Below are 23,423 nucleotides of genomic sequence, written 5' to 3'. Positions count from 1 at the left end.
AGGTAAACTTCGGAAACTGAGCCATCTCAAATTGCCGATCCGTTGTTGCCGGGTGGCCCGAAGTCAGGCCACCCGGCAGAAGATAGCAAACCGGAACGGGTCGATCAGAATTTCGCCATCCAGCCCTTCTGAGCGGCGGTTGCGGCTTGCTCCGGAGACTGCTCCCCGGCGAGCATCTTCTGGGCTTGCACGTCGAACTGGGTCATCAGGTCTTCAGCCACCGGCAGGCCCGTGAACTCATTGGCGAGATAACCGGTCTTGAATATCTCAAAAGCCTTGGCGAAAGCCTTGTCCGAGGTCACGAAATCGGGCTTGGCGTTGACGTTGCCCGGGAAGGCGTTCGCAAGCGACACGAGCTTGGCGTTCACCTTTTCACTCATCAGATACTGGACGAGTTTCCAGGCCTCTTCCTGATGTTTCGAGGCGGCAGAGATGCCGATGCCCCAGGAGGCATAGGGAAGGCCGCGCTTGCCGGTATAGTTTTCCACGACCGGGACCGGGATGAGGTCGAAGTTCAGCTTGGGATTGCGCTTGCGGATGAGGTTCACATGGGCGAGCGAGTCGATCATCATCCCGACGCGGTCGTTGACGAATTCCTCGACCTTTTCCTGCTCGGTCTTGGTGGCGATGCCGGGCGAGATGGTGCCGGCGTCGTTGAGTGATTTGACGAAGGTGAGCATGTCCACCACCGGTTTGCCCTCAAGGGCTGGCTTGCCGTTCGCCATCATCGACTGACCCGAAGCCCAAACCCATGACATCATGTCGTTCTGGACGCCGGATGGCGTCTGCAGCGACAGGGGCAGCACCCAGCCATACTGGTTCTTGTCGGCATGGGTCATCTTCTTGGCGGCTTCGAGAAACTCCGCACGGGTCGACGGCAGCTTGGTCACGCCCGCCTGGGCGGCGAGGTCCAGATTGACGAAGACCGGATAGACGAAGGAAGCGACGGGAAACATCACCGCCTTGCCGTCCACCTTGATGATGTCCGCGACTTGGGCTTTATCGAACTTGCTCGCATCCATCATCGGGTTCATGTCAGCAAGCGCACCCTGCGCGTTCAGATTGTTCACCCAGGCGCCGTCGAGACCGACGACGTCGCTGAGCGTTCCGGTTGCAGCGCCAACCGAGATCTGGTCTCGCGTGGTCGCGTAGGGACCGCTGACCAGCGTCACCTTGATGCCGGGATTCGCGGCCTCGAAATCGTCCATGATTTTCCGCAAAGAACCTGCGGGCAGCTCCGGCTCCCACCACTGGGTGAATTCCAGCGTGGTGTCCGCCATTGCCGCTGTTGCGCCAAGCAACCATGCTGCCGCGGCTATTTTCAGCATCGCGGGCTTTATCCGAAACGTCATTTTTTCTCCTCCTTCTTTGGGATCGACCGCACAATGCAGCCGATCGTCTGCTTCATTCAGAAGTCTTCTTACGCGAACTTCGTGGGCGCCTCGCCCTCGCCCGCGGGCTCTGCCACAATTCGTCAGATCGCCAGATGCGTCTCGGGATCGAAGAAATGGAGCTTGGTATCATCCAGGGCCAACCGGATTTCCGAACCGGAACGGACTGTGCTGTCCGGTTCGAATCTCGCCACCGCATTCGACGTCAGGCCGAAATCCTGCACCGCGTCGGGGTCGCCGGAGTCCACCCGGACCGCGTCGATGTTGAGATGGACGATATGTTCCGACCCGAGTTCTTCGATCGAGGTCACCCTTGCCGGTATCGTCTGATACTTGCGGCCGGATTCGAGGCTGCTGTCATAGAGATCCTCCGGTCGTATCCCGAACACGACCTTGCGCCCCGCATACGACTTCAAACCCGGCCTGCGCACGAAGGCCGCATCCTGCAGCCGAATGGCAAAGGCCCCGGGCATCAGTTCGCCGCCCGTCAGGGTCGCTTCGAAAAGGTTCATCGAGGGAGAGCCGATAAAGCCGGCAACGAAGGCGTTCACCGGTGATTCGTAGAGCCTCTTGGGCGTGTCGACCTGCTGCAGCACACCGCCCTTCAGCACGGCGACCCGGTCCCCCATTGTCATCGCTTCGGTCTGGTCGTGGGTCACGTATATGGTCGTTACGCCGAGCTGCTTTTGCAGGCGGGTGATTTCGGCGCGCATTTGCACGCGCAGTTTGGCGTCCAGATTCGAAAGGGGTTCGTCCATGAGAAAGGCGGCCGGCTCGCGCACCATGGCGCGGCCCATGGCAACCCTTTGACGCTGTCCGCCGGAAAGGTTGGCGGGTTTGCTGTCCAGCAAAGACGTCAGCTGAAGGGTCTTGGCGATCTCGTCGACGCGCTTCTTGCGTTCGGCCTTCGGCTTGCCTGCCAGCCGCATCGAAAAGGCGATGTTTTCGAACACAGTCATATGCGGGTAAAGCGCGTAGCTCTGGAAGACCATCGCGATGTCGCGGTCCTTGGGCGGCATGTCGACGACGTCGGTACCGCCGATCCGAAGACTACCGCTGGTGATGTCCTCCAATCCCGCGATCATCCGCAACGCAGTGGATTTTCCACAGCCCGACGGCCCGACGAGAATCAAAAACTCGCCGTCCTCGACCGACAGGTTCAATTGGTCGATTGCGCGAAAATTGTTCCCGTATGTCTTGCATATATTCTCAAGAACGACTTCTGCCATATTCCTCCCTCCACAAGTCTAAGCCGCTGGTTTTTATTATTCTTCTTGGCCCTTTCGCCTGTGAGATGCTTCCTCGGATGGTTGCAGTCTATGTTCCTGTATCGACCTGCGCATATTTCAGTTCGACCGCCGACGGCGCGTTCGCCGATGCCAGCAGTTCCGTTACCTGGTCTTCGGTCGGAAGCGCCTCGCGCCCGCCACGCCCCGTTATCGAAAGGGCTGCCGCCGCGGCAGCGAATGCCACTCGGCCTGCGGTGTCGGCGCCGCGCGTCAATGCATGGGCGTAGGCGCCGTGAAAGCAGTCACCGGCGCCGGTCGAGTCGACAACGGCAACCCGGTGCGGCGGAAGTTGCCAGAGCCGTGTCTCTTCACGCCCGCGATAATATACGCCCCTGCCGCCATCGGTCAGAACCACGGCGGATCGCGACGGCGACCACAATCCTTCGAGCATCTCGGCGGGCAATCGGCAGCCCGTAGCGGCCCGCGCAAAGCCAAGAGGAAGAATGAGGTGGTCGCAGAGCGCCATCAGCCTCTCCGTGGCTGGGCCACCGCTCCATTCGATATCGCCGAGGATCGCAAGGCCGTGATCGCGAGCCCGAGCCACGACATCCACCGACCGGATCGCGTAACTGTCGACGATCAGGACGGCCGCTCGGCTGAGGACCTCGTCTGAGAAATCCGGCGTGGTGCCCAGCATCGCGTCGTCGTCATATGCGATGAACCGCTCCCCGTCCGAGCCGACCGTGATGCGTGAGCGCACCGGGCGCGCGTCGGCGTGGCGCGGCGCGAATGCGGTTTCAACACCGCTCTCAATGAGATCGCACAGTACCGGGTCGTCCGCGGCATCGCCCAGCCATCCGACGAACCCGGCGCTTCCGCCGAGCCGCGCGACGGCGGCAAGGGCCGTCGCGACATTTCCCCCGAAAGCCCGGGCACTTTGCCGAACCCTCCCCTTGCCTGCCGACAACGGCTGATCGACATAGACGATGTCGTCGATCGCAATAGCGCCGAAGCCGAGGATCGAGGGGACGGCGGGCATCGCTCAGGCCCCCGCTTTCGCCAAGGCGTCTTGCGCCGAAAGGCCGTCGTGGATGACGCCCCGAAAGGCAAGCGCTGCCTTCTGAGGATCGCCATGCCCCCAGAGATTACGGCCGACCACGGCACCGCGCGCGCCGGCACGGATGGCGTCCGCCGTCTGCTGAAGGGCGCCAAGCAGCGTATCGGTCTTCGGACCACCGGCGATCACAACCGGCACCGGGCAGGTCCGAACGGTCTCTCGGAACGACTCGAAATCGCCCGTGTAACCGATCTTGATCACATCGACACCGGACTCGTAGCCTATGCGCGCCGCATAGGCGATCTCGTCGGGGGTGAAGACGATCTTAGCTCCGTCGGTAAAATCGCGAGGGTAGATATGCGCCACCACCGGCATGCCGTAGCGGGCCGCGGCATTCACCGAATCGGTCAGCCAGCGAATGTATTTGCCCTCGGTCGCGCCGCGCACCGGAATGGCCACCGCCAACGCATCGGCGCCAGCGCGCACCGCATCCTCGGGCGTTGCAATCAGTTCGCTGATGCGATCGTCCGGGGTGAAGCAGCCGGCCTGGATCACCAGGGAAGCCTTGCCCGCATATTGCGGCCACAGATGGCGCGCGGTGCCAGGCTGGATGCTGACATAGTCGGGTTTGCCCGCCATGACGCGTGCAAGCGCGCCCGGCAGGTCGGCAAGACCTCCTCTGCGCACGTCGCCATAGCCGACAAAGTGGTCGACCGCGCCGCCAAAAAGATTCCCCGATGGATGTGAGAAGAGGCGCGCCAGGCGCACCTTGGTTCCGAGGCTCATGAGTCCAAAACTCTCCAATCGATTGATTTCAAAATCCTGGACATAGTGTTTTCGAAAGAAAGGTTAAATGCAATCTTTCGAAACCTTTCGAATTCGCATATTTTTGGTAGAGTGAACCGAGGCCAGGGCGATCGCCTGGCGCATGGAGGCAAGGACAGGGCAATGTTGTCAGAGCAGAGACGCCAATCGATCCTGGGTGAAGTGCAACGAAGCGGACAGGTTCGCATCAAGGATCTGTCAGACAATTTTGGCGTGTCGGAAGTCACGGTGCGCTCCGACCTCGAGATACTGGACCGCAAGGGACTGCTGACCAAGACGCGTGGAGGGGCGGTGACCCGGACCACGGATTCGACCACGGCCGCTTTCGCCCGGCGGATGCAAACGAACCTCGACGCAAAGAAGCGCATCGCCCGGGCAGCGGTGGAACTGTTCGAGGACAACCAATCGGTCATCTTCGACGGCGGCTCGACATTGATGCAGGTTGCCATGCTGTTACCGCCGCTCAGCAATGTCGTGGTCGCGGCCACGGCAATGAATATCGTGCAGCATCTGATGCATCGGCCCGGACTCGACGTTCACATGATCGGCGGCCGGGTCTATCCGGACACGGTGAGCACGCTGATCACCGATGCCGACACGGCTCTCGGCGGCTTGGTAGCGCATCAGGTCTTTGTTGGAGCGCATGCGATTGACTCGTCACTGGATGTGGTCGACGTGAACGAAGACATGGCGCGAACGAAGCGAAACCTCGTGCGCATGGCCCGCCGCGTTGTCCTTCTTGCGGATTCGAGCAAATGGGGCGTCAGCGGGACCTCCAAGGCATTTTCGCTGTCGAGCGTCGATGTTGTGATCACCGACGATGGCCTGTCCGGCCCGATACGCAGCCAACTCGATAGGACCGGGGCCAAGGTGATCTATGCCTGACCCTGTCGCGGTCCCTGGCCGCGACGGAAATATCCAATGCGCGCATGACCCACGGGATTCGCATCGGCGGTCGGCCGTTTCTTGATGTCGGTCATTTTCTCCTCCCAGGGCTAGCGGCCTCCCGATATTGCGCCGCCATTTCCGCATGGTCTATAAAAATTTTACGCGCGTCAAGATTTAAAATGTTGTATAGGGCTCTTCCACCACGATCCGTTGCCGACGCAGCGGATCAAGCAGAGCATGACCCTATTGGGAGGACCGATCAGAAATGCAGGCAAAATCAAAGGAAAAGCTCGCAATCGGCGTCATCGGGTGTGGCAACATTTCGATGACCTACCTGCGCAATGCCGCCCTCTTCGGTGGAATCGAATTACGCGCCTGCGCCGACATCTCCGCCGACATGGCGGCGGTGCGAGCCAAGGAATATGGCATCCAGGCGCTCGGCGTCGACGCGCTACTGGCCGACCCCGAGATCGATCTGGTCCTGAACCTGACCATTCCCGCCGCGCATTTCGACATTTCGTTTTCAGCCCTTTCAGCGGGAAAACACGTCTTCACTGAAAAGCCGCTGGCGACGTCGGCCAGCGACGGGCACAGGCTGGTAGCGGAGGCCGCCAAGCGCGGCGTGCTGCTCGGCTCGGCGCCCGACACCTTCCTCGGCGCCGCCGGGCGCCGCGCGCGCCGCCTGATGGATGAGGGCGCCATTGGCCGCCCGGTCACCGGCACGGCCTTCATGATGGGGCGCGGCATGGAGCACTGGCACCCCAACCCGCAATTCTACTATCAGCCGGGCGGCGGCCCGGTGTTCGACATGGGCCCCTATTACCTGACCATGCTGGTCAATCTGCTTGGCCCGGTCGCGCGCGTCATGGCTATGGCGACACGCGGCCAGGAGGAACGCCTGATCACTGCCGAAGGGTCGTTCAAGAACACCACATTCAAGGTCGGGACGCCGACCAACGTGCTGTCCCTGCTCGAATTCCGCTCGGGCGCCACCGTTACCTTCGGCGCCTCATGGGACGTCTTCAGGCATTCCAACCATCCGATTGAGCTGCACGGCACGGAAGGCTCGCTGCGCCTGCCCGATCCCGACACGTTCGGCGGCACTGTCTCGCTGTCCGAGCGCGGCGCGGAGTGGAAGGATTTCGCCAGCGAAGGCGAGCTCTACGGCGCCCGCAACTGGCCGTATGCGGCGCCTGACCGCGCCAATTACCGCATGCTCGGCGTCGCCGATCTGGTGCGCTCGCTGAAGACAGGCGCCGCACCCCGTGCGTCCGGCAATCTGGCGCTGCATGTGCTGGAAATCATGGAGGCGATCCTGCATTCCGGCGAAACGAAAGGCTCGGTCGCCATCACCGGTGACGTGGTCCAGCCGGCGCTGTTGACCGAGGACGAGGCAAGCACCCTCCTTGCCTAGAACGGTTCGCCGTTTCGCGGAAACGGCGAACCGCCCTATCTCTTGTTTCACGCAATTCCCACGGGAAAGCGCGCTACGCGCTTTTCCCGGGAAAACCGCTGTACACTTTTCCTGGAATTGCTTTCGATGGAGATGGCAATGACGCTCGACCCTGATGCTTTGCGCGCCCTTGAAATCGGCCGTGCGGCCGGCGGCGAGCCTTTCGAAAACGGCAGCGTGGCGGCGGCTCGGGCTGCCTACAACGCTTCGTTCCCGACACAGCAGGGCGAACACGAGCCGGTGGCGGCGACCTTGCAACAAGAGATCGATGGGCCGAACGGCCCGGTCACGATCCGCATCCATCGCGGCATCGGCGCGCCGCGCACCGGGGCGCGCGCCGTGCTCTATCTGCATGGCGGCGGCTGGGTCATAGGCAATCTCTCGTCGCATGACGAGATCTGCCGATGGCTGGCCAATCTGGGCAACGCCGTCGTGGTCTGCCCCGATTACCGGCTGGCGCCGGAGCATAAATTTCCCGCCGGGCTCGAGGACTGCGCGGCAGCGCTCCGCTTCATGGCGCAGAATACCGGCGAACTGGGCATCGACCCCGCTCGCATCAGCGTTGCCGGCGACAGCGCAGGCGGCAACCTTGCCGCCGTTCTGGCATTGCTCGCCCGTGACGGGCTGATACCCCGGCTTGCCGCGCAGGTCCTGATCTATCCCAACACCGATGCCCGCCAGACGGCGGACAGCTACCGGCGCTTCGGCGACGGCTTCGGGCTCACCGCCGCCACCATGGCCTGGTTCCGCGACCACTATGTGCGAACGCCGGACGACATCACGGACTGGCGCGTCTCGCCGCTGCTGGCATCGAGCCTTGCCGGCGCGGCACCTGCATTCGTCGTGATCGCCGGCCATGACATTCTTGCCGACGAAGGCACGGCCTATGCCGAGCGCCTGCGGATCGAAGGCGTGCCTCTGGTGCTGCGGCCCTGGCTGGGTCAGATCCACGGCTTCGTCTCGATGGGCCGTCATATACTGGCCGCGCGGCAAGCGGTGAGCGAGGCGGCGGCCTGGCTGCAATTGCAGACGCGTGTTCAGGCCGACTGACGCATCACCAGCGTCGCACCGAGCTTCACGTTGCGCGCCAGACCCTGGCCGGGTGGATCGGCCTCATCCAGCAAGGCCAGCAGGATCTCGACGCTGCGGCCGGCCATGGCAGCGAAATCCTGCGCCATGGTGGTCAGCGCCGGACAGGTGTAGCGGCTCAGCGGATGATCGTCATGGGCGGCGACACGGAAATCGCAATCGGCCCGGCGGCCGATCTTCAGTCCGCGCGAAAAGGCCGCCGCCATGACGCCGAAAGCGAGGCGGTCATTGGCGCACAGCAGCGTGCGCGCCGGCAGGCCGCCGTTCTCGAGTGTCCTGTCCATCCATTCATGGCCGATGCGCTCGAAATCCCAGCTGTAGTCGCCTGCCGCCTTGAGCACGACGGGTTCCAGGCCGGCGGCCCGCATCGTGTCGATATAGCTCTGCAGGCGTTCGCCGGAATTGTGATTGACGTGCGGAATGTCGACATAGGCCGGCGGTTCGCCGGACCGGCAGAGATAGTCGACGATGGTCGACGTGCTCTGGTGGTTGTCGTTGCCGACGAAAGGCGTGTCGCCTTCGATATAGGTGTCGAAATAGACAATCGGAATGTCCTCGCTCATCCGCTCGAAGACGCCGGGTTCGGAGACCAACCCCAGCGGAGCGACGATGGCGCCCGCGACCTTCAGCGACATCAGCGTCCTGACTGATTCCGCCTCCAGTTTCGGCGAGCCGTGCGAGGAGATGACGATCGGCCAGAAACCTTCGTCGCGGCAGCGCAGTTCGATGCGGCTGACCATTTCGGCATAGAACGGATCGGTGAGCGCCGGCACGACAATGCCGACATTGCGGGTGCGCTTGCGGTTGAGATTACGCGCGAAAACGTTCGGCTGATAGTCCGAGGATCGCAGCGCCGCTTCGATGCGCGCCCGCGTCGCCGGCTTAACACTGGCCGGATCATCGAAATACTTCGACAGGGTCGGTCGCGACACGCCTGACGCCCTGGCGAAATCATCCATCGTGCGGTGGGTCTTCTCCGCCATCGATATGTCCAGCCCCTTTGCTCGCGCCCGTCAACCTTCCCGGTCGGGCCAGAATCAGTCTTGCGGCCGTTGCCGCGAGGCAGCATTGCTTGACCGAATTTGTTCAGTCAAATTTTTGCGTTTCCAGTACAACGCAAAAGAGTTGCGCGCGTCAAATTATTTATTGACGCTCCAAAAGCTGCGACTTAGGTTTTGAACCCGCACGGACATGACGAAAGGCGCTCGGCAACCGGCCGCCAACCATCCGGCAATGGTGAGGACATGAAGAAACTGGTTTGTGCCGGCGAGATCCTGGTCGAGATCATGGCCGAGCGGATCGGCCAGAGTTTCCTTGCCCCCGGCCCGCTGGTCGGCCCGTTTCCATCGGGCGCGCCGGCGATCTTCATCGACCAGGCGGCACGGCTCGGCCAGCCGGCTGGCCTGATCGCGGCCGTCGGTGACGATGATTTCGGCCATTTGAACATCGAGCGCCTGCGCGCCGACGGCGCCGACATCTCGGCCATCAAGGTTCACCGGGGCGCCGCCACGGGCACAGCTTTCGTGACCTATGAAACCGATGGCAGCCGGCACTTCGTCTACAACATCAAGCAAAGTGCCGCCGGCCTGATCGAGATCGGCGCCGAGGCACGCGCGCTGCTCGCCAGCGCCGACCATTTTCACGTCATGGGCACCTCGCTGTTCTCGCCCGAGGTGATCGAGGTGGCGCGTATAGGGATCGAGACGGTCAAGGCGCGCGGCGGCACGGTGTCCTTCGACCCCAACATCCGCAAGGAGATGCTGGATCTGCCGGGCCTGCGCGATGCACTGCACTTCGTGCTATCGAAGACCGACGTTTTCCTGCCGAGCGGACCGGAACTGTTCATCTTCGCCGGGGCGACCGACGAGGAGAGCGCGGTGCGCGAAATGCTGGACCGCGGCATCTCCGCCGTGGTCATCAAGAAAGGCGCGCAAGGTGCCGTTCACTACGACAAGACCGGACGCACCGCGTCACCCGGCTTCGTCGTCGACGAAATCGATCCGACCGGCGCCGGCGACTGCTTTGCGGCGGCCTTCGTCTCCTTCTGGCTGCGTGGAGAACTACCTGAAAAAGCACTGCGCATCGCCAATGGCTGCGGCGCGCTGGCGGTGACCAGGAAGGGCCCGATGGAGGGCATCGCCTCGCTTGCCACGGTCGAGGCCTTCCTCGCGACCGCCCGAACCGGAACGCCGGCATGAGCCAGGCGACGGACAGGCTGGCGATAATCGCGACGCGCCGTGCGGCCGGCGAACGCAGCGGCATCGCCTCGATCTGCTCGGCCCATCCGCTGGTCATCGAGGCGGCGCTGCGCCATGGCAAGGCGCGCGACGCCGACGTGCTGATCGAGGCCACCTGCAACCAGGTGAACCACGAAGGCGGTTATACCGGCATGACACCAGCGGATTTCCGACGCTTCGTCGAGACGATCGCTGGCAAGATCGGATTTTCCCTCGACAGGCTGGTGCTCGGCGGCGATCATCTCGGCCCCAATCCGTGGAAGCATCTGCCAGCGTTCGAGGCCATGGCCAAGGCTTCGCGCATGGTCGACGCCTATGCCGAGGCCGGTTTCACCAAGATCCATCTCGATGCCAGCATGGGCTGCGCCGGCGAAGGTGCCGCACCGTCCGATGCGACGATCGCCGCGCGCGCCGCCGAACTGGCCGAGGTGGCGGAGGCCGCCGCCGAACGAACGGGCGGCACAAAGCCTGTCTATGTCATCGGCACCGAAGTGCCGGTGCCGGGCGGCGCCCTGGAAGCGATGGACCATCTGGCGGTGACGACGCCCGAAGCGGCACGAGAGACGGTGCGTCTCCACCGCGATGCCTTCAGCCGGCGAGGCCTCGACCAGGCCTTTTCGCGCGCGCTCGGCGTCGTCGTGCAGCCGGGCGTCGAATTCGGCAATGCCGAGGTGATCACCTATAAACCGGAACGCGCCCGAGCATTGGCCGGCACGTTGCGGGATCTGCCGCAATTCGTCTTCGAGGCGCATTCGACCGATTACCAGCCGGTCTCGGCTCTGACCGCGCTGGTCGATGACGGCTTCGCCATTCTCAAGGTCGGGCCATGGCTGACCTTCGCGCTGCGCGAAGCATTTTATGGCCTGAGCCATATCGCCGACATTCTGGCTCCCGACCCGGCGCGCGAAAGCCTGCCGGCGGCGATGGAGCGCGTGATGCTGGCAGCGCCGGGCAATTGGAAGAATTACTACCACGGCTCCGAGCCAGAGCAGCGGATCGAACGCCACTTCTCCTACAGCGACCGCATCCGCTACTATTGGCCGGCGCCGGCGGCACAGCACGCGACGGAAGCGCTGATGCACGCGCTCGGCGACCGCGACATCCCCCTGCCCCTCATCAGCCAGTATCTCGGCCATCTCGACGGCGCGGTGGCGAACGGGTCCGCGGCGCCAAAGGCCGGGGAGTTGCTGATCGCCAGCGTGACAGAAGTTCTCGACATCTACGCCAGCGCAACCGGCTGATCCGCCGGTTACGGCTTCGGTACAAGGCCAGCGCCGCCCAGCCCTGCGCCCCTATTCCAGATCGCGGTGCGCGTTGGGGAGGCATCGCCTCCCCAATCTCGGAATATCACTCCCCGCGCATTGTCGCCTGGAAGGTCGGCAGGTGCTTCTTCTGCGCTTCCAGCATGCGTTCGCGGTAGACGCCGTAGATGACGTCGGTGTCGTGCAGCGTCACGCCCGCAATCGTCGGCGAGGCGAAGACCGGCAGTTCGATGCCGCGCTTGGCGAGCTGCTCGGCGGTGCGCGCGATCAGTTCGTGCGCCAGGATCATGGCGAGCACCGTCGACGAGCCGGAAACCGGACGGCTCCAGCCTTCGACCGGCACGATGGCGTCCTCGATCGGCGAGCACGTGTCGATGACGAGGTCCGCCGCATCCGCCAACCGCTTGCCGGAGGAGTGCGTCGCCGGCTTGTCCAAATTGTTCTTGCTGGTCACCGCGACGACGAAAATGCCGCGCTTCTTGGCATAGAGCGCGGTGTCGATGCCGGAGGAGTTGCGGCCGCTATGGCCGAAGATGATGATCGAGTCGCCCTTGTTGAGCGGCTGGTGGTCGAGGAATTTCTCGGCGTATTTCTCCGTCCGCTCCAGCCACAAGAGCTCGCGCACACCGCCGGCGCCGAGCACGTTGTGCCACATGACACGCGGGTCGGTCAGCGGGTTGAAGCCGACATAGCTGCCGTAGCGAGGGAACACTTCCTGAACCGGCAGCACCGAATGGCCCGAACCGTAGAGATGGACCAGCCCGCCACCTTCGAGCGAGTCGGCAAAGCGGCTGGCGGCCTGGCCGAAGGCCTCTTCATTGGCTTTTGCCGCCTGATCGATAAGGGCGGTGAGACGGTGGATGTAGAGATCGGACACTTGGGTACTCCTGTTGATATCTAGGCTTGGAAAGGATCAGCTTCTGGGGGTTGACGGGACGCGGCCGGCGCGCAGCGTCGAACGGATTTCATAGCGGTCGCCCCGCATGATCGAGACGGTGAATTCGAACGGGCCGCGCTCGTCGGTGGTGATGCGCTCGACGACGAAAGCGGGGCTGCCGGCCGGGAGATCGAGCAGTTCGGCATCCGCCGCGCCGACGGCACCGACGCGGTAATTCTCGCGCGCGGCCACCGGTACGATGCCGTAATGGCGCTCCAGCGCCTCGTAGAGCGAGCCCTGCAACAGGCCGGCGTCGAGGAAGCCCGGCACGCGCACGGCCGACAGCTGCGCCGTCTGGATACCGATCGGCTCATTGTTGCCCAGTCTCAGCCGCCGGATGCGCACCACCGGATCACCCTCCTCGATCTCCAGCGCGCCGGCGGCGGCGGCATTGGCGGTGGTGAGGCTGCAATCGAGAAGGCGCGAGCCGGCGACCACGCCCATATTGCCCATCTCCTGGGTGAAGCTGGTCAGCTCGCGGGTGCCGGCGACCAGCGTGGTCGAGCGCACGAAGGTGCCGCGGCCATGTTCGCGGCGCAGCAGCCCGGCCTCCTCGAGATTGCGCAAGGCATGGCGCAAAGTGATGCGGCTCACGCCGAACAAGGCGCACAGCCTGTCTTCGGCCGGGATCTGGTCGCCCGTTGCCCATTCGCCGCTCTTGACGATGGCGCGGATCGCCTCCTCGACCTGATACCAGAGCGGCTCCGGCCTTCTGCGGTCCGGCTGCTGAAAGCTCGCTTCGCTCATCGCACCTGCCTCCACCCTTCCCCCACACGGCCGGCCAGCGCCGCGCCGACAAGTCCCGCATCCGGGCCGAAATGGCCGGGCTGGATCTCAATGCCGCGCAAATGCGAGGGCAACTGACGGCGCAGTGCCGCGAGCAGCGGCGGGCGCATCACGTCCAGCGCCTCGGCCAGCCCGCCTGAAATCAGCACCGCCTGCGGGTCGAGCAGCGCCACCGCGCCGGCAAGCGCCGTGCCGATCTGGCGTGCCGGCACTTCAAGCAAGGTCTGCGCGGCGAGCTCGCCGGCGCGGGCAGCGGCGATCAGCTGGCGGCTGTCGGCGAGCCCGATCTGGCCGGCAAGCGCATCGAGCGCCCTGCCGGAAGCGGCACGTTCCAGCCAGCCGCTGCGCTCCGCGCCATGGTCCCTGATGTCGGCGCACGCCCAGCCGAACGAACAGGCGCCGCCATGCGCGCCGGCAACGATACGGCCATTGGCCAGCACCGCCGAGCCGATGCCGGTGCCGATCGCCAGCAGGATCGCGTCCGACATGCCTTTCGCGCTGCCTTCGACGGCTTCGGCCAGCAGCGCGATCTGCGCGTCATTGCCAAGCGCGATGCGCAGGCCCGGAAACAGCGCCTGGAGGTCGACGCCGTCGAGGAATGGCAGGTTCGGAATCCAGCGGCAGGCCGAGCCCTCGACCAGCCCCGGCACCGCAATGCCAAGCGCCTCGACCGAGCCGGCTTCCGCGCACAGTGCGTTGATGCGGGCGACAAGAGCATCGAGGCTTGCCGGCGCCAGCTCACGGCTCAGCACCTTCAACGCGCTGATGTCGCCGGTCGAGATGGCGGCGCGCAGATTGGTGCCGCCGAGATCGATGGCCAGAACCCGCGTCATCGGCCCGACCCTTTGCCGAACGGTGGCGAGAACAGGCCGCTGCCGGCATTCCAGGAATGCGATGCCGCCGTGAAAGCCTGGGCATGGCGCGTGCCGCGCAGGCAGCCGCGCAGGCGGTAGAGCGCGCTGTAATAGTCGACGTAGGGAAAGCTGCTCAAGCCTCGCGCCAGCTCATATTCCTTGACCGCCCCGGTCCAGGCCTCGAAGCCGTCACTGACATCGACAAGATGCTCCGGGCGAAAACCGTCATCGTCCTCCCAGTTCTCACCGAACAGCAGCAATTGCGGCGTGTGCGCCGCATGGTCGCTGGCAATGGTCGGCAGGGCGGCGAAGAAGATGCCGGTCTGCGTGAGATGCGCTGCGGCACGATGGTCCTTGTGCCAGCTGCCGTGCCAATGGGTGATGACGATCTCAGGTTTCAGCTCGCGAATGACCTCGCACACTTTCAGCGCCGTCTCGTCGTTGGAAGGCAGGAAGGCATCGCGCAGCCCAAGACTGCGCAGCGTGACCCCAAGGCGCGCGGCCGCCCTGCCCGCTTCTTCTTGCTTCTGCACGCAATAATGCTCGGGGATCAAACAGGGATGGCCCTGTTCGCCCATGGTCAGGTGCAGAAAGGTTACCGCGGCACCACGCTTCACGGCGGCCGCAGCCAGCGGCCCGGCGATCACCTCGGCATCGAAGGCATGCGCGCCGACCACCAGGATGGACTGCGCGGCGTAGATCCTGTCCTCGATCATTTCATGCCTCCCCCGGCGCCGACGCCCTCGCGAATCTGGCGCGCCAGCAAACAATACATGATCAGGATAGGCGCCATTGAGATCGCCAGCGACGCGAACACCAGACCCCAGTCGGTGCGGAACTGGCCGACGAAGACGCTGATCGCCAGCGGCACCGTCTTGTAGCGATCGTCGAAGATGAAGATCAGCGGGAAGAAGAAATCGTTCCACACCGCGATCGCAGTGAAGATGGCGACGATTGACACCGCCGGCCTCACCATCGGCAGGATGATCTGGAACAGGATGCGGACTTCGCCGGCGCCATCCATGCGCGCCGCCTCGTCGAGCTCGGAGGGCAGTACGCGCATGAAATTGGCGAAAATGAAGACGGCGAAGGGAATGCGGATCGCCGAATAGACGAGGATCAATCCGGTCAGCGAATCCAGGAGGCCGAGATTGCGCATCAGCGTGAACAGTTCGACCGAGGCCAGCCGGATCGGCAGCATGATGCCGGACAGGAACAGGCCGAGCATGACAGCATTCCAGCCAAGCCGATAGCGGCTGAGCGGATAGGCGGCCATGGCCGAGACGACGATGGTGAGCACCACCGCACCGCCGGTGACGATCAGGCTGTTGATGAAATTGTGGCCGAGATCGGCGCGCGTCCAGGCGTTGACGAAATTGTCGAGAGCCCAGCTTTGCGGCAGGCCAAGCCGGTTGGCGTAGATCTCGGCCGTGGTCTTGAAGCAGGAGACGACGAGGATGTAGAGCGGCAACAGCACAGCCGCCGTCCACACGGCCAACACCGTCCAGCCGGGCAGCCGCGCCAATTGCCGCGAGATCGCCGCCCTGCCTGAAATCGCCAGCGCGCTCATAGCTGCACCGTGCGGCGGTCGAAGAACCGCAGCATCATCAGCGTGCCGACGCTGAGGATCAGGAACAGCATGGTGCCAAGTGCCAAAGCGAGGCCGATATCGGTGATGCCGACGGCGCCTTCCGCGCCGAAGGCCAGCCGGTAGAAATAGGTCACCAGCGTGTCGGTCGAATAGCTCGGATTGCCCTGAACGCCCTGCATGACATAGACGATGTCGAACTGGTTGAAGGTATTGATGAAGGACAAGGTCGTCAGCGTGCCCAGCGCCGGCACCAGCAGTGGCAGAGCGATCGAGAACAGCATGCGCGCATTGCCGGCGCCGTCGAGTTTCGCCGCCTCGAAGATCTGGCCGGAAATCTGCCGCAGACCGGCCGTGTAGATCAGCACCGGCAGGCCCATCCAGTTCCAGGCGTCGACCGCGATAAGCATGCCAAGCGCGGTGCGGCTGTTGCCGAGCACGGTGAGGCTGCCCTGGTGCAGGCCAAGCCCATTCAGCGCCCATTCGACGACGCCGCCCGGCGCCAAAAGCAGCCGCCACAGTGCGCCGACGATGACCGGGCTCAGCACCGCCGGGAAGAAGAAGACCGACTGGAAGAAGGCGGCACCTTTGTCGCGCAGGAACAGCAGCCAAGCAAACAAAAGCCCGATGCCGTTCTGGAAGACCATGATGCCGAAGAACCAGGCGGTGTTGTGCCAGAGCGCGCCATAGAGCCGCGCGCCGCTCGGGAAAACAAACAGCCGCGAGAAATTCGAAAGGCCGGCGAACTCGACCATGCGCAGCCCCTTCCAGGTGAAGAAGCTGCCCCACAGCGACATCGCCAGCGGATAGAGGACGAACAGGGCATAGACCGCCAGCGCCGGCAGGATGAAAAGCACCGCCATGCGCTGCTGCGTACGGCGAAGGCTGCTTGTGCGGCGAAGGTTGCTCATGCGCTGTTTGTGTCCGGACGAGAGGCCGGCCGCGATGCGGCCGGCCGGCTCCCTAATGCTTCGGCTTGAACCAGGTGGCGACGGCGGCCTGCATGTCGGCCGCCAGTTTCTCCGGCGCGATGTTGCCTTCGACCATGTCGATGATCTCCGACTGCAGCACAGAGGAGGCCGTCGGCGACTGCCAGCGGAAGCCGACCAGCGTCAGATAGGGCGTCGAGTTCTTCGACATCGCCATCATCTCGGCCAGCACCGGATCCTTGACGGTGACATCGGTGCGGGCCGGCGGCCAGCCGAGCTCGTCGGCGAACATCTGCGCGAATTCGGCCGAAGCCATGAAGCCCAGCACCTTGCTCGCTGCCTCCTTGTTGGCGCTTTCGGAGACGAGACCGTAGGAGCCGTCGGAGAAGGCGGAAGTGTAGAGCTTTGCTCCGGCATCATCGGCCGGGAACGGGAAGATCGAGAATTTCAGCTTCGGGTTCTGCGCCTTGAAGCTGCCGTTCTCGAACGAGCCGCCGAGGAACATCGCGGCCTTGCCGCCGATGAACTGTTGCGTGGCAGTGGTGTAGTCGATGCCGGCGAAGCCATCGGGGAAATAGGGTTTCAAATCGGCGAAGCGCTTCAACGCCGCGACATAGCGCGGATCCTCGAAGGTCGCCTTGCCGGTCATCATCTCGTCGTAGAAGCCCGGGCCGTAGACGGTCGGGCCGATGACGCCGACGCCGATCTCCAGCTCCCAGGCCGAACCGTTGGCGCCGCCGGTGGCGACCGGCGTGATGCCGGCCGCCTTCAACTTCTCGCAAGCGGCGACGAAATCCTTGTAGGTCTTGGGGATCTCGATGCCCTGGGCGGCGAAAATATCCTGGTTGTAGAAGACGCCCATCATCGGCACCGAATAGGGCACGCCATAGAGCTTGCCGTCGGTGCGGCCGCGCGCGCCGCCCAGCGCGGCGTCCGCCATGTTCTTCAATTCGGGCACGCTGTCGTCGAGCGCGTCGAGATAGCCGGCGTCGACGAAGGGCTGCAATTCACCATAGGCCTTGAGCTGGGCGATGTCGGGGCCCCGGCCGCCGCGCAGGGCGGTGCTCAGACGGTTCTGGTAATCGGCGTCCGGCGTAAACTGGATGTCGACCTTGATGCCAGGGTTCTTCGCCTCGAAGGCATCGAAGATGCGGCGCATCGCGGCCTGGTCCTCGGTGCGCCAGCTCCACAGTGTCACCGTGCTGTCGGCCCTCGCCGGCAAGGCAGTGAAGACGCCGGCGCAGGCGGCGGCAAGGCCGCCGATAAGGCCAAGGGCGGTACGTCGATGAAGTGAAAGCATGCTCATTGCCAGTCTCCCATTTTCTCTGTCCTTGGCGTCCCGCAGCGCTTCGACGCCGCGAGAGAGTCATTGGCTCGGGCAAAGTCATTATAACGACATAGCAGCATTCGCAAGAGGTCTGGCACGCCTCGGGCATGGCGCCGTCAGGGAAGAAGTAGTGGTTTCATGCAATCAATATACTGTTTTATAACGATAAAATCTTCTTATTCGGCAGAGCGAAGAAATCTGAAACCGCTCGATACCAGCTTTTTCGCCGACAGGCTCTTGCGCCATCGCTTGAAGTTGTCATAACGTCATCGTGATCGATAGGGAGGATGAGGAATGTCGTTTGCCTGGACTTCGAAACTGGCGCTCGCCGCGGGCCTGGCCATCCTGCCCGCCACGGCATGGGCGCAATCGGTCAACATCTCCTATTTGACGCACTGGTCGCCGGAGACGGTCGCGCTGCTGGAAGCGGCTGCCAAGGATTATGCCAAGGCCAATCCGGACGTCAGCGTCACGGTGCGTGCCGTTCCCTTTGGCGATCTCCTGACCACGCTGCGCTCGCAAGGCGGCAACGCAGATGGCCCGACGATCGGCGGCATCTATGATCTGTGGCTGCCGGAACTCGCCCGCGACAAGCTGGTCGCGCCCGCTCCCGATGCGGTGGCCAGCGAGGTCAAGGCCTCTTGGCCGGCGGGTATCACCAGCGCTGCCTCAGTCGGCGGCAAGCTCTACGGCATTCCCAACGAGATCGACGTCTATGCGCTGAACTACAACAAGGCGCTGTTCAAGCAGGCCGGCATCGCGGCGCCACCGAAAACCTGGGACGAGTTCAAGGATGCGGCGAAGAAACTGACCAACAAGGAGGCCGGCCAGCAGGGTTTCGGCATGATCAACAGCTGGGCGGCCGGCGTCGTCCATCCCTTCGCTTCGCTGCTCGTTTCTAACGGCGGCGAGCTGGTCAAGGACGGCACGCCGGTGTTGGATAGCCAGCAAGCCGCGCAGACCTTCCAGCTCTATGAGGACCTGATCAAGTCGGGCGCCAGCGTGCCGGCGATGGCGACGGCGGATGCCAACACCACCGGTCCGTTCCTCGACAATTTCGTCTCCGGCAAGACCGGCATGATCATCATGGCCAATTGGTGGGAAAGCGCGCTGAAGACCGGCATGGGCGACAAGTTCGCCGACATCGCTACCGCGCCGATCCCGGTCGGCCCGAGCGGCGACAAGCCGCATTCGATCTCCTATTCGTGGATGACCGTGGTCAACGCCAATGCGGGTGCTGCCGAGCAAAAGGCGGCGTGGGAATTCCTGGCCTGGCTCAACAATCCGAAGTCCGGCAAAAACGGCGCCTCGGCCATGTCGGATATCCTGATGTCGATGGGCATCCTGCCCTCGCGCCTGTCCGATATCGAAGCACACAAGGAAAAGCTCGGCTCGGAATTCCTCTCCGGCTATGTCAGCGTGCTCGCCGATGCCAAGCCGTTTCCGGTCGTGCCGGGCGGACAGGAATTCTCGGAATCCCTGCAGCAGACGCTCGAGGCGTTGCAGTATGGCCAGGTCTCGGCCAAGGATGCGCAGGCGACGGCGCAGGCCGACGCCACCTCGATCCTGGAGCGCGCCGCCAAATAATGATCCAGAGGTACCGTGCCTCGGCGGGCATCATGCTTACGCCCGCCGTGACGCTGATCGGCATCTTCATCCTGTTGCCGATGATGCTCACCGTCTGGCTGTCCTTCCAGGACTGGTCGACGCAGACGCCGTTTTCCAGCGCCAGCTTCGTCGGCCTCGACAATTTCCGCGAGATCTTTGGGGCCTCCTCGGTCGGGCGTGACTTTAAGGGCGCGCTCACCAACACCGCCATCTACACCGCGCTCTCCGTCATCCTCATCCTGCCGCTATCGGTCGCGTTCGGCCTGATGGTCTACCAGCATGATGTCGCCGGCGGCACGGCGCTGCGGACTGTGCTCTTCTCCACCTACATGGTGCCGATGATCGCGGTGGCGCTGGCCTGGTCGAAGCTCTATTCGCCGAGCGAAGGACCGCTCAACCAGATGCTCGGCCTCATCGGTATCGGCCCGCAGCCCTTTCTGTCGTCGCCGCGCTCAGCGCTGGTCTCGATCGTCTTGCTCAATGTCTGGCAGCAGGTCGGCTACTTCACCGTGCTGGCGATCGCGGGCCTCACGCAGATCCCGGGCAGCCTCTACGAGGCAGCGAAGCTCGACGGCGCCAACCGCTTCGAGCAGTTCCGCTTCATCACGCTGCCGTTGATGCGGCGCACGCTTTTGTTCAGCGCCGTCATCGCCATCATCAACGCCGTGCAGGTGTTCGAGCCGGTGGCGCTGATCACGCAAGGCGGGCCGGTCGGCTCGACCAATGTGCTCACCTACCACATCCGCCGCGTCGGCATCGAGCGCGCGCAAGGCGGTCTGGGTTCGGCGATGGCGGTCATGCTGATGCTTTCACTGATCGTTGTGGTCTGCGCGCTGTTTGCTCTCGCCAACCGGAAGGATCAGGAATGAGCGGGGGATCATCGAGCCGGCTGCCGCGCAAGCGCCCGTCCGGGCGCAAGGCGCTGCTGGCGACGCTGATGCTGCTGGTCGCCGTGGCCTCGGCCTTCCCGCTGGTGTGGATGGTGCTGTCGAGCCTCAAGACGCCGGCCGAGAGCATGCAGGTGCCGCCGGTGTGGATACCGCACACACCCAGCCTCGACGCCTATGAAAAGGTTTCCGGCGTGGTCAATGTCGGCCGCTCGATGTGGAATTCCCTGGTCATCGCCTCGATCACCACCGCTGGCATCCTGATCACCAGCATGATGGCCGGCTATGCCTTCGCCAAATACCACTTCCCCGCCAAATCGCTGCTGTTTTCGCTGCTGATCGCCACCATGTTCCTGCCGCCGATCGTCACGCTGATCCCGCTCTATCGGCTGGTCGGCTCGATCGGGCTCAATGCCAGCCTGGCAGGCATCATCGTGCCCAACCTCGCCAATGCCTTCGGCATCTTCCTGATGCGCCAGTTCATATCAGGCGTGCCGGACGACCTTATCGATGCGGCGCGGATGGACGGCGCTTCAGAGTTGCTGATCCTCTTCAAGATCGTGGCGCCCAGCGTCGCGCCGGCGATCGCCGCACTCGCCCTGTTCGCCTTCGTCTACCATTGGAACAGCTATCTCTGGCCGCTGACCGTGCTGCAGGGCAATGCCGACGCCTACCCGATCGTGATCAGCCTGAGCCGGCTCTTGAGCTACAACCGTGGCGCGGTGAATACCGGCCTGGTGATGGCCGGCGCGACGCTGGCCGTGCTGCCGCCGCTCATCCTGTTCGTCCTGCTGCAGCGCTTCTTCGTCGATTCCATCGTCGGCTCGGCGATCAAGGGATAGCTGCTTCAGTACGGCAGCCCGACATAGTTTTCGGCGAGCGCGGTCGACGCGGCCTGCGAGTGCACGAGATAGTCGAGTTCGGCTTCCTGGATGCGCTGGCCGAAATCGCCTGTGTCAGGGAAGCGGTGCAGCATGGTCGTCATCCACCAGGAAAAGCGCACCGCCTTCCACACCCGCGCCAGCGCCTTTTGCGAATAGGCCTCAATGCCAGCTTGGGACTTTCCAACGTAGAACTCGCGCAGACCGGCGAAGAGATAGCGTACATCGCTGGCGGCGAGGTTGAGGCCCTTGGCGCCAGTCGGCGGCACGATGTGGGCGGCATCGCCGACCAGGAACAGCCGGCCGAAACGCATCGGCTCGGCAACGAAGGAGCGCAACGGCGCGATCGACTTTTCGAAGGATGACCCGGTGGTGACGCTTGCCGCCGTCCGTTCCGGCAAGCGGCGGCGCAGCTCGTCCCAGAAGCGGTCGTCGGACCAGGCCTCGACGCGGTCGTCCTGCGGGCACTGCACATAGTAGCGGCTGCGATGCGTCGAACGCATCGAGCACAATGCAAAGCCCCGCTCGTGATTGGCATAGACCAGTTCGTGATCGGCTGGCGGCACTTCGGCCAGCACGCCGAGCCAGCCGAACGGATATTGCCGCTCGAAGGTCTTCAGCGCGCGCTCCGGCACCGATTTGCGGCTGACGCCGTGATAGCCATCGCAGCCGGCGATGAAGTCGCAATCAATCCGGTGAGAGACGCCATCCTTGTCGTCGTAGGTAACGAACGGCGCAGCGCCATCGAAATCATGCAGCGCGACATTAGCGGCCTCATAGACAGTGACGAGGCCAGCCGCCTCGCGCTTGTCCATCAGATCATGCGTCACTTCGGTCTGGCCATAGACGGTGACATGCTTGCCGCCGGTGAGCGCCGCGAGATCAATGCGGTGCAGGCGCCCGTCGAAAGCCAGCGAAATGCCGGAATGCGGCAGGCCTTCGGCATGCAGCCTTGCAGCAACACCGGCCTCTTCCAGCAACTCGACCGTGCCTTGTTCGAGCACCCCTGCCCGCACGCGGCCAACCACATGTTCGCGGCTCGAGCGTTCAAGAATGATGGTCTCGACGCCGATGCCGGCGAGAAGCTGCCCAAGCAGCAGGCCGGAGGGTCCGGAGCCGACAATGGCGACCTGCGTGCGCATCAGTGACCGAGGCTTTCGATCTGTCCGGCCAGTTCGGCGGCAAGGCGCAGCGACGCGGCGGTGGCGACGACCATCTGCGGCAGCAACAGCCATTCCAGCGTCCAGGCCGCACCCGAGCGCTCCTGTTCATGCACCAGTGCCTGATGCATGCCGGAAAGCTGCGTGGCGTTGAAGCGGGCGAGCGCCACCAGCGCCTCGGCCTTCACCGGGTTCTGCTTGTGCGGCATGGCCGACGAGCTGCCGCCGCCGGAAAGCGCGATGTCAGTTCCGCCCTGCGCCATCAGCGCGATGTCCTGGCCGAACTTCCCGAGGCTGCCGGTCAGCAGCGACAGCCAGCCGGCGAAGTCGGCGAGCGTGTCGCGCTGGCTCTGCCATTGGGGCGCATCGGCAAGGCCGAGTTTTGCGGCAAGCGCGGCGCGCACCGCCGGCACCTTATCGCCGAGCCTTTCCAGCGTGCCGGCAGCGCCGCCGAATTGCACCACCAGCAGGCGCCTCGCCTGGTCCGACAATCTTTCCTGATGCCGCTGCAACGGCCCACGCCACGCCGTGATGCGATCCGTCACTTGGATAGGGATCGCTGGTTGCATGCGGGTCATGCCGGTCAGCGCCCTGCCGCCGAAGCGCTCCTCAAGCGAGGTGAGGCGCAAAACGGTTTCGGTCAGCAGCAGGCCGATATGCTCGACGATCGCTTTCAGCCGAAGCATAAGGCTCGTATCGATGACGTCCTGGCTGGTCGCTCCGAAATGCACCTTGTCACCATGCGGTTCACCGACCGCAGCCCTGATCTGGCGCACCAGTTCCGGCACCATGACGCCGTCCTTGGCGACGCCTGCTCTCAGCAAAGCGGTATCCGGCCGGAATGATGCCAGTGCCGTCACGATCGCTGCCGCGGCATCCCTGGCGATGATCCCGTTTTCAGCCTCCGCTTCGGCCAATGCGCACTCGAACGCTAGCGCCGCCTCGATTTCCGCCTCGACGGAAAAATGCCGCGATGCTTCCTCGTCGCCGAGGAGTGCGGATAGCAACGGATGGTCGAAGGGCGATACGGTCATG

General features: G+C 63.9%; 22 protein-coding genes. 8 read left to right on the top strand and 14 right to left on the bottom strand.

The features are described 5' to 3' along the window. Nucleotides 1–104: 104 nt before the first annotated feature. The 4 genes from ACLGL5_RS16770 to ACLGL5_RS16755 all read right to left on the bottom strand — a co-directional run bounded on the left by ACLGL5_RS16770 (nucleotide 105) and on the right by ACLGL5_RS16755 (nucleotide 4,463). On the bottom strand, nucleotides 105–1,352 hold the full coding sequence (locus tag ACLGL5_RS16770) for an ABC transporter substrate-binding protein (protein ID WP_010914682.1): 1,248 nt from the start codon (nucleotides 1,350–1,352) through the stop codon (nucleotides 105–107). A gap of 122 nt (nucleotides 1,353–1,474) precedes the next feature. Further along, the gene (locus ACLGL5_RS16765) at nucleotides 1,475–2,620 is read right to left on the bottom strand and encodes an ABC transporter ATP-binding protein (RefSeq protein WP_019856783.1); all 1,146 of its coding nucleotides are present in this window, start codon (nucleotides 2,618–2,620) and stop codon (nucleotides 1,475–1,477) included. An 88-nt stretch (nucleotides 2,621–2,708) separates the two neighbouring features. After that, nucleotides 2,709–3,659 carry a PfkB family carbohydrate kinase gene (locus ACLGL5_RS16760; protein ID WP_069091596.1) on the bottom strand — a complete coding sequence of 317 codons (951 nt, stop codon included), beginning with the start codon at nucleotides 3,657–3,659 and terminating at the stop codon, nucleotides 2,709–2,711. A gap of 3 nt (nucleotides 3,660–3,662) precedes the next feature. Beyond that, nucleotides 3,663–4,463, bottom strand: coding sequence for a beta/alpha barrel domain-containing protein (locus ACLGL5_RS16755; protein ID WP_019856781.1), 801 nt, complete (start codon nucleotides 4,461–4,463; stop codon nucleotides 3,663–3,665). A gap of 162 nt (nucleotides 4,464–4,625) precedes the next feature. Between ACLGL5_RS16755 and ACLGL5_RS16750 the strand changes: the two genes are divergently transcribed. From ACLGL5_RS16750 to ACLGL5_RS16740, 3 genes are all read left to right on the top strand, one after another. Beyond that, a complete protein-coding gene (locus tag ACLGL5_RS16750) occupies nucleotides 4,626–5,387 on the top strand; it encodes a DeoR/GlpR family DNA-binding transcription regulator (protein ID WP_010914678.1) in 762 nt (253 codons plus the stop codon). 268 nt (nucleotides 5,388–5,655) lie between these two features. Then, nucleotides 5,656–6,804 (top strand): Gfo/Idh/MocA family protein, encoded by a 1,149-nt coding sequence (locus ACLGL5_RS16745; protein WP_038645183.1) that lies wholly within the window; start codon nucleotides 5,656–5,658, stop codon nucleotides 6,802–6,804. Between the two features lie 138 nt (nucleotides 6,805–6,942). Beyond that, nucleotides 6,943–7,893 carry an alpha/beta hydrolase gene (locus tag ACLGL5_RS16740; protein WP_083246941.1) on the top strand — a complete coding sequence of 317 codons (951 nt, stop codon included), beginning with the start codon at nucleotides 6,943–6,945 and terminating at the stop codon, nucleotides 7,891–7,893. Here the strand turns inward: ACLGL5_RS16740 and ACLGL5_RS16735 are convergent. Further along, nucleotides 7,881–8,915, bottom strand: a complete 1,035-nt coding sequence (locus tag ACLGL5_RS16735) for a LacI family DNA-binding transcriptional regulator (RefSeq protein WP_038645181.1) — start codon at nucleotides 8,913–8,915, stop codon at nucleotides 7,881–7,883. The genes ACLGL5_RS16740 and ACLGL5_RS16735 overlap by 13 nt on opposite strands. Before the next feature lie 261 nt (nucleotides 8,916–9,176). Here ACLGL5_RS16735 and ACLGL5_RS16730 point away from each other — a divergent pair, with 261 nt between their 5' ends. Together ACLGL5_RS16730 and ACLGL5_RS16725 are read left to right on the top strand one after the other, a co-directional pair. After that, nucleotides 9,177–10,130, top strand: a complete 954-nt coding sequence (locus ACLGL5_RS16730; protein WP_069091595.1) for a tagatose kinase — start codon at nucleotides 9,177–9,179, stop codon at nucleotides 10,128–10,130. Continuing rightward, on the top strand, nucleotides 10,127–11,410 hold the full coding sequence (locus ACLGL5_RS16725) for a D-tagatose-bisphosphate aldolase, class II, non-catalytic subunit (RefSeq protein WP_019856775.1): 1,284 nt from the start codon (nucleotides 10,127–10,129) through the stop codon (nucleotides 11,408–11,410). Before ACLGL5_RS16730 ends, ACLGL5_RS16725 begins: the two co-directional genes overlap by 4 nt. Nucleotides 11,411–11,516: 106 nt before the next feature. On the opposite strand, the gene ACLGL5_RS16720 is transcribed toward ACLGL5_RS16725, so the two are convergent. The 7 genes from ACLGL5_RS16720 to ACLGL5_RS16690 are packed head-to-tail and all read right to left on the bottom strand — an operon-like array spanning nucleotide 11,517 to nucleotide 17,831. After that, nucleotides 11,517–12,308, bottom strand: a complete 792-nt coding sequence (locus ACLGL5_RS16720) for a sugar isomerase domain-containing protein (RefSeq protein WP_019856774.1) — start codon at nucleotides 12,306–12,308, stop codon at nucleotides 11,517–11,519. Between the two features lie 36 nt (nucleotides 12,309–12,344). Next, a complete protein-coding gene (locus ACLGL5_RS16715) occupies nucleotides 12,345–13,115 on the bottom strand; it encodes a GntR family transcriptional regulator (RefSeq protein WP_032920989.1) in 771 nt (256 codons plus the stop codon). Next, on the bottom strand, nucleotides 13,112–13,987 hold the full coding sequence (locus tag ACLGL5_RS16710; protein WP_064983287.1) for an ROK family protein: 876 nt from the start codon (nucleotides 13,985–13,987) through the stop codon (nucleotides 13,112–13,114). The genes ACLGL5_RS16715 and ACLGL5_RS16710 overlap by 4 nt, the downstream gene beginning before the upstream one ends. Beyond that, the gene (locus ACLGL5_RS16705) at nucleotides 13,984–14,724 is read right to left on the bottom strand and encodes a PIG-L deacetylase family protein (protein WP_069091594.1); all 741 of its coding nucleotides are present in this window, start codon (nucleotides 14,722–14,724) and stop codon (nucleotides 13,984–13,986) included. Before ACLGL5_RS16705 ends, ACLGL5_RS16710 begins: the two co-directional genes overlap by 4 nt. Then, the gene (locus tag ACLGL5_RS16700) at nucleotides 14,721–15,578 is read right to left on the bottom strand and encodes a carbohydrate ABC transporter permease (RefSeq protein ID WP_069091593.1); all 858 of its coding nucleotides are present in this window, start codon (nucleotides 15,576–15,578) and stop codon (nucleotides 14,721–14,723) included. The genes ACLGL5_RS16705 and ACLGL5_RS16700 overlap by 4 nt, the downstream gene beginning before the upstream one ends. Further along, nucleotides 15,575–16,507, bottom strand: coding sequence for a carbohydrate ABC transporter permease (locus ACLGL5_RS16695; RefSeq protein WP_020628794.1), 933 nt, complete (start codon nucleotides 16,505–16,507; stop codon nucleotides 15,575–15,577). Before ACLGL5_RS16695 ends, ACLGL5_RS16700 begins: the two co-directional genes overlap by 4 nt. A 52-nt stretch (nucleotides 16,508–16,559) precedes the next feature. Then, complete coding sequence (locus ACLGL5_RS16690) at nucleotides 16,560–17,831, bottom strand: extracellular solute-binding protein (RefSeq protein WP_019856768.1); 1,272 nt, start codon at nucleotides 17,829–17,831, stop codon at nucleotides 16,560–16,562. Between the two features lie 315 nt (nucleotides 17,832–18,146). On the opposite strand from ACLGL5_RS16690, the gene ACLGL5_RS16685 reads away from it, so the two are divergent. The 3 genes from ACLGL5_RS16685 to ACLGL5_RS16675 are packed head-to-tail and all read left to right on the top strand — an operon-like array spanning nucleotide 18,147 to nucleotide 21,189. Continuing rightward, a complete protein-coding gene (locus ACLGL5_RS16685) occupies nucleotides 18,147–19,439 on the top strand; it encodes an ABC transporter substrate-binding protein (protein WP_069091592.1) in 1,293 nt (430 codons plus the stop codon). Further along, complete coding sequence (locus ACLGL5_RS16680; protein WP_019856766.1) at nucleotides 19,439–20,329, top strand: carbohydrate ABC transporter permease; 891 nt, start codon at nucleotides 19,439–19,441, stop codon at nucleotides 20,327–20,329. Before ACLGL5_RS16685 ends, ACLGL5_RS16680 begins: the two co-directional genes overlap by 1 nt. Further along, nucleotides 20,326–21,189 carry a carbohydrate ABC transporter permease gene (locus ACLGL5_RS16675; protein ID WP_069091591.1) on the top strand — a complete coding sequence of 288 codons (864 nt, stop codon included), beginning with the start codon at nucleotides 20,326–20,328 and terminating at the stop codon, nucleotides 21,187–21,189. The genes ACLGL5_RS16680 and ACLGL5_RS16675 overlap by 4 nt, the downstream gene beginning before the upstream one ends. Before the next feature lie 5 nt (nucleotides 21,190–21,194). On the opposite strand, the gene pobA is transcribed toward ACLGL5_RS16675, so the two are convergent. Both pobA and ACLGL5_RS16665 read right to left on the bottom strand, forming a co-directional pair. Then, nucleotides 21,195–22,370, bottom strand: coding sequence for a 4-hydroxybenzoate 3-monooxygenase (pobA, locus tag ACLGL5_RS16670; RefSeq protein WP_038645160.1), 1,176 nt, complete (start codon nucleotides 22,368–22,370; stop codon nucleotides 21,195–21,197). Continuing rightward, entirely contained in the window at nucleotides 22,370–23,422 is a 1,053-nt protein-coding gene (locus ACLGL5_RS16665) for a 3-carboxy-cis,cis-muconate cycloisomerase (RefSeq protein ID WP_069091590.1), read from the bottom strand. Before ACLGL5_RS16665 ends, pobA begins: the two co-directional genes overlap by 1 nt. Between the last annotated feature and the right edge of the window lies 1 nt (nucleotide 23,423).

The organism is Mesorhizobium sp. U510 (genome assembly GCF_059180695.1).
The sequence above is the reverse complement of the archived record's forward strand: the minus strand, read 5'-3'. Positions and strand labels throughout refer to the sequence as shown.

What these genes read in the sequence shown, in the direction of transcription:
- ACLGL5_RS16770 (WP_010914682.1), bottom strand. Translation starts at nt 1,352, where the DNA reads ATGACGTTTCGGATAAAGCCCGCGATGCTGAAAATAGCCGCGGCAGCA.
- ACLGL5_RS16765 (WP_019856783.1), bottom strand. Translation starts at nt 2,620, where the DNA reads ATGGCAGAAGTCGTTCTTGAGAATATATGCAAGACATACGGGAACAAT.
- ACLGL5_RS16760 (WP_069091596.1), bottom strand. Translation starts at nt 3,659, where the DNA reads ATGCCCGCCGTCCCCTCGATCCTCGGCTTCGGCGCTATTGCGATCGAC.
- ACLGL5_RS16755 (WP_019856781.1), bottom strand. Translation starts at nt 4,463, where the DNA reads ATGAGCCTCGGAACCAAGGTGCGCCTGGCGCGCCTCTTCTCACATCCA.
- ACLGL5_RS16750 (WP_010914678.1), top strand. Translation starts at nt 4,626, where the DNA reads ATGTTGTCAGAGCAGAGACGCCAATCGATCCTGGGTGAAGTGCAACGA.
- ACLGL5_RS16745 (WP_038645183.1), top strand. Translation starts at nt 5,656, where the DNA reads ATGCAGGCAAAATCAAAGGAAAAGCTCGCAATCGGCGTCATCGGGTGT.
- ACLGL5_RS16740 (WP_083246941.1), top strand. Translation starts at nt 6,943, where the DNA reads ATGACGCTCGACCCTGATGCTTTGCGCGCCCTTGAAATCGGCCGTGCG.
- ACLGL5_RS16735 (WP_038645181.1), bottom strand. Translation starts at nt 8,915, where the DNA reads ATGGCGGAGAAGACCCACCGCACGATGGATGATTTCGCCAGGGCGTCA.
- ACLGL5_RS16730 (WP_069091595.1), top strand. Translation starts at nt 9,177, where the DNA reads ATGAAGAAACTGGTTTGTGCCGGCGAGATCCTGGTCGAGATCATGGCC.
- ACLGL5_RS16725 (WP_019856775.1), top strand. Translation starts at nt 10,127, where the DNA reads ATGAGCCAGGCGACGGACAGGCTGGCGATAATCGCGACGCGCCGTGCG.
- ACLGL5_RS16715 (WP_032920989.1), bottom strand. Translation starts at nt 13,115, where the DNA reads ATGAGCGAAGCGAGCTTTCAGCAGCCGGACCGCAGAAGGCCGGAGCCG.
- ACLGL5_RS16710 (WP_064983287.1), bottom strand. Translation starts at nt 13,987, where the DNA reads ATGACGCGGGTTCTGGCCATCGATCTCGGCGGCACCAATCTGCGCGCC.
- ACLGL5_RS16705 (WP_069091594.1), bottom strand. Translation starts at nt 14,724, where the DNA reads ATGATCGAGGACAGGATCTACGCCGCGCAGTCCATCCTGGTGGTCGGC.
- ACLGL5_RS16700 (WP_069091593.1), bottom strand. Translation starts at nt 15,578, where the DNA reads ATGAGCGCGCTGGCGATTTCAGGCAGGGCGGCGATCTCGCGGCAATTG.
- ACLGL5_RS16695 (WP_020628794.1), bottom strand. Translation starts at nt 16,507, where the DNA reads ATGAGCAACCTTCGCCGCACAAGCAGCCTTCGCCGTACGCAGCAGCGC.
- ACLGL5_RS16690 (WP_019856768.1), bottom strand. Translation starts at nt 17,831, where the DNA reads ATGAGCATGCTTTCACTTCATCGACGTACCGCCCTTGGCCTTATCGGC.
- ACLGL5_RS16685 (WP_069091592.1), top strand. Translation starts at nt 18,147, where the DNA reads ATGTCGTTTGCCTGGACTTCGAAACTGGCGCTCGCCGCGGGCCTGGCC.
- ACLGL5_RS16680 (WP_019856766.1), top strand. Translation starts at nt 19,439, where the DNA reads ATGATCCAGAGGTACCGTGCCTCGGCGGGCATCATGCTTACGCCCGCC.
- ACLGL5_RS16675 (WP_069091591.1), top strand. Translation starts at nt 20,326, where the DNA reads ATGAGCGGGGGATCATCGAGCCGGCTGCCGCGCAAGCGCCCGTCCGGG.
- pobA (WP_038645160.1), bottom strand. Translation starts at nt 22,370, where the DNA reads ATGCGCACGCAGGTCGCCATTGTCGGCTCCGGACCCTCCGGCCTGCTG.
- ACLGL5_RS16665 (WP_069091590.1), bottom strand. Translation starts at nt 23,422, where the DNA reads ATGACCGTATCGCCCTTCGACCATCCGTTGCTATCCGCACTCCTCGGC.